At 38.6% G+C, this 3576-nt stretch carries 2 protein-coding genes; both read left to right on the top strand.

The genetic code is table 11. The features are described 5' to 3' along the window. The coding region (locus tag SORDD24_RS02930) for a VirD4-like conjugal transfer protein, CD1115 family (protein ID WP_419579775.1) at positions 1–2905 on the top strand (2905 nt) is incomplete at its 5' end. Positions 2906–2988: 83 nt separating this feature from the next. Beyond that, positions 2989–3486, top strand: coding sequence for a hypothetical protein (locus SORDD24_RS02925; RefSeq protein ID WP_081103489.1), 498 nt, complete (start codon positions 2989–2991; stop codon positions 3484–3486). Positions 3487–3576 lie beyond the last annotated feature (90 nt).

Raw genomic sequence — 3576 nt, 5'->3', positions numbered from 1 at the left:
ATGGTTCAAATCAGTTAGAGGGCTGCTCAATGGAATGAAGTCATTCTTACCTAAAATCTTTGCGCTTGTCTCTCTCATTCTTTGGAATGTTTTCTTCAGGATATTCTATACCCTCCCTTTTGTTAAACGAGAACGGAAACGTTTTGATAAAGAAATGAAACCCATTCTTTATTTTAAAAGTTACCGTAGCTTCGTTTATATGGGATTAGGTTTTAGCTTTATTGCTTTTATCTTAACCAATTACCTGGTTACTGTTTTGAGAGCTACAATCCGCTTTCTCTATTTTAGTATTTGGTCGTTTAAAGATGCTAGTAAGGCCGTAAACTTTGACTTAAACAGCCTCTTATTTCAAAGTTTATTGAACGCTAAAGTCTTCTTTATAGCACCGATTTTAGCATTTCCACTCTTTCTATTGGGCTTAGTTATCGCCTGGAAATCTGCCTGGATAAACTTCGAGCAGTTTCGAGACTATAACAACAATGAAGAAGGAGATGATCGCTTTGTGACGGTTGATGAAATTCGTCGACAATACAAAAAGATCCCCAATAAAGCTTTAACTTATCCAGGTGAGGGTGGGGCTCCTGTATTTCATGAACTGACTCATGATTTAGCAGGGCAAACACTCAGAACCCAAATCTTATGGCAAAATAGGAAAATCAGTCGATATGTGACCAATGCGGAGCGAATTTTAGGCATGTTAGCTTTTCCTTCTGGTTACTTTTACATTGAGGATAAGCCTACTAACTTGTTAGGAATTGGGATGACTCGTTCAGGTAAAGGGGAGGGTCATATCACTCCAGCAATTGAAATCAATAGCCGTGCGGAGTTGCAACCATCGATGGCTGTAGGAGATAATAAAGGTGAGCATTACCAAGCTTCTTACAAGCTCATGAGGCAACGTGGCTATGATGTCAATGTTCTTTCTTTCCAAAATATGGATTGGTCCATGTCCTACAATCCTCTAGCTTTGGCCATAGCAGCCGCAAAGAAGGGCTACTATGAGAAAACTCAAACCTATGTCAACGCAGTCGCAGAATCCATTTATCCCAAACAAAAGGGAGGAGAGAAGGGAAATGCGGAATACTTCCGTAAGTCTTCTATATCCCTGTTTAATGCTCTTACAATGGCTTTGATGGATCGAGCTAATGAAACCTATCAAAATGGTGAAGACGATGCCTGGGATACCATTACGATCCCTAACGTTGCGAAATTCTTGGCGACAATGGGGTCTGAAGAAGTCTTTGTAGATGGAGCTGGCGAAATCGTCGAGAATCCAAGCAGAGAACAACAAGTATCGAAGAAATCAAAAATCACAGTCTATTTTGATAATTTGAGACAAGTCAATCAAAAACAATTCTCAAAATTTAGACAAATGGCTGATATCGAATTTCGTGCTTCAGACTTTGGTGGTGATGAAACCAAAGGGAATGTCTACTCTAGCATGATGACAGGTATCAACCTGTTCTTGCAAGACAACGTGGCGAAGCTCACTTCCAAAAACTCTATTGATTTAGAGTCTTTTGGTTTCCCACGTCGATTGTCTGTCAAGTTGAGATCAAGCACCAATAGTCAACTTAAAAATGAGTTCAAGCACAAAACTGCTAAAGTAACGATTACAGGATTGAAGAAGTGGGGTAAAGTCGAAAAGAAGGTCGATTATGTAAAGCAAGCTACAGCTCTTGTAGATGGGGAAGGCTATCTGACCTATGCCATCGAGCCTAAACTTCCAGATCAGTTTACGGTAACGATTGATTTCAACCATAAGAACAATGGCCATTCCCCTGTTCGGGATCAAGTCTTCCAATTTTCAGCTGAAAAAGTCTATCGAAAAGTTGGAGATAGTCTAGAACTAGATGAGTATACCAAGAAGCCAATTTTAGATCATATCGATATAACCGTTCTTAAGAATAAAGAAGACACCCAAAATCTTCTTCAGGAGTCGGATATTGAACTGATTTATTCAGATAAACCGAAAATCATCTACCTGGTAACACCGCCAAACCGCACAGAGTACAATGGGATTGTCTCTTTGTTCTTAGATCAGTTATACAATGCCAACTATGAGCTTGCATTAACAAATGGTCGGAAATGTATCAATCGCATTCTCCATATCTTAGATGAGTTTACAAACATGCCAGCTATTCCTCACATGGATACGAAAATTTCTATCGGATTGGGACAAAACATTCTCTATTACCTATGGATTCAAAATCTGGAGCAACTGTACAATGTATATGGTCAAAATGTTGCTCAAACAATTATGGATAACTGTTCGTTGAAGGTTTACGTCAAAACAACGTCTCCAGATACTAATAAGAAATTTAGTGCTGAGTTGGGTACACGTACCATCACCAGAAGACGGCGCTCCAGCAATATTTTGGACGAAGCCAATCCAAATGTAGCTGTTGAGAATCCAAAACAAGAGTTGTTGACACCAACACAATTGGCCAAACTCCAGGAAGGAGAAGCAGTTATCTTACGTGGAGTCAAGGGACGGGATAATGTTGGACGTAAGGTCACAACGGATCCAATCTTCGCACATGATAAGAACAGCTTCCCTTACAAGTACATGTTCTTACAAGAGGAATTTGATACATCGATGACTCTTGCAGATATTCCAGTCGAAAGTGCACACCGTGAGCTAGAACTTCAGGAGATAGCAGTTGATGCTGGTACAGCCTTCAACAACATCATAGACTGGAGGCAACGTTTGACTATGCCTCTCCTCAGCAATAATGGAGAAACTCCTAAATTATCAGGCCGTCACAGTAAAGGGCAAAAGGTACAATCCCAATCCTTTACTTCCACAGATGAATTATTCCAAGCAGCTGCAGCTAGTGTTATTCACGGTGACTATGATTATTATGATGATGGAGACGACTTCTTTGCGGATGAAGTTATCTAAAAAGATGTACAATAAGTTATATAAACACTTGCAAGAAAAAATGATGTTTGTTATAATGAGGTAAATAATGATTAGGAGAAAAAATGATGAAAGCAAAGCACTTTTTAAGAATTGTTTTAGTAGGGTTAGCCTTGATTTTTCTAGGAGCATGTGGTCAAAAATCACCTGATTCTATTGCTAAAAATGTGCTAAAAGATAGCTATACAGGCTTTTCACAAGAAGATAGTTATGATAGTTCTATTTTTAGTGGTGGAGTAGGATCTACTTTAAAATTCGATAAAGAAAAGCGAACCATTTCAAATAATGACGGTAGAAGCATTAGGTACAGTGTTCTTTCAGAAGAACAAGTGAAGGCAATTCCAGTCTCTTTCAGAGGAACTATTGTTAGTTTAGAAAGTCAACTGAAAGGAAAGGATAATTTTACTATAGCTGTTGGTGATAATGCAGACAAACCTGAAGAGGCTGGTGCTTACTATCAAGTCGTATTGACTGAAGGTGGTAAAAAAATTAGAGTCATTGAATTACTTCGTGGCTATAAAGAAGACAATGCCTTCTATGATTTCAACGGAACCGCAGATTAATTTACAAAAGTCTCAATTACTTGAGGCTTTTTTTGTTGTCAGAATTTCATTGTCCCTTTAAAAACGATTTTGTCATTATCGAATATGATA

Origin of the sequence: Streptococcus oralis (assembly GCF_001579175.1) — a bacterium.
Classification (GTDB): domain Bacteria; phylum Bacillota; class Bacilli; order Lactobacillales; family Streptococcaceae; genus Streptococcus; species Streptococcus oralis_O.
This window is presented reverse-complemented; position numbering and strand designations above follow the sequence as displayed.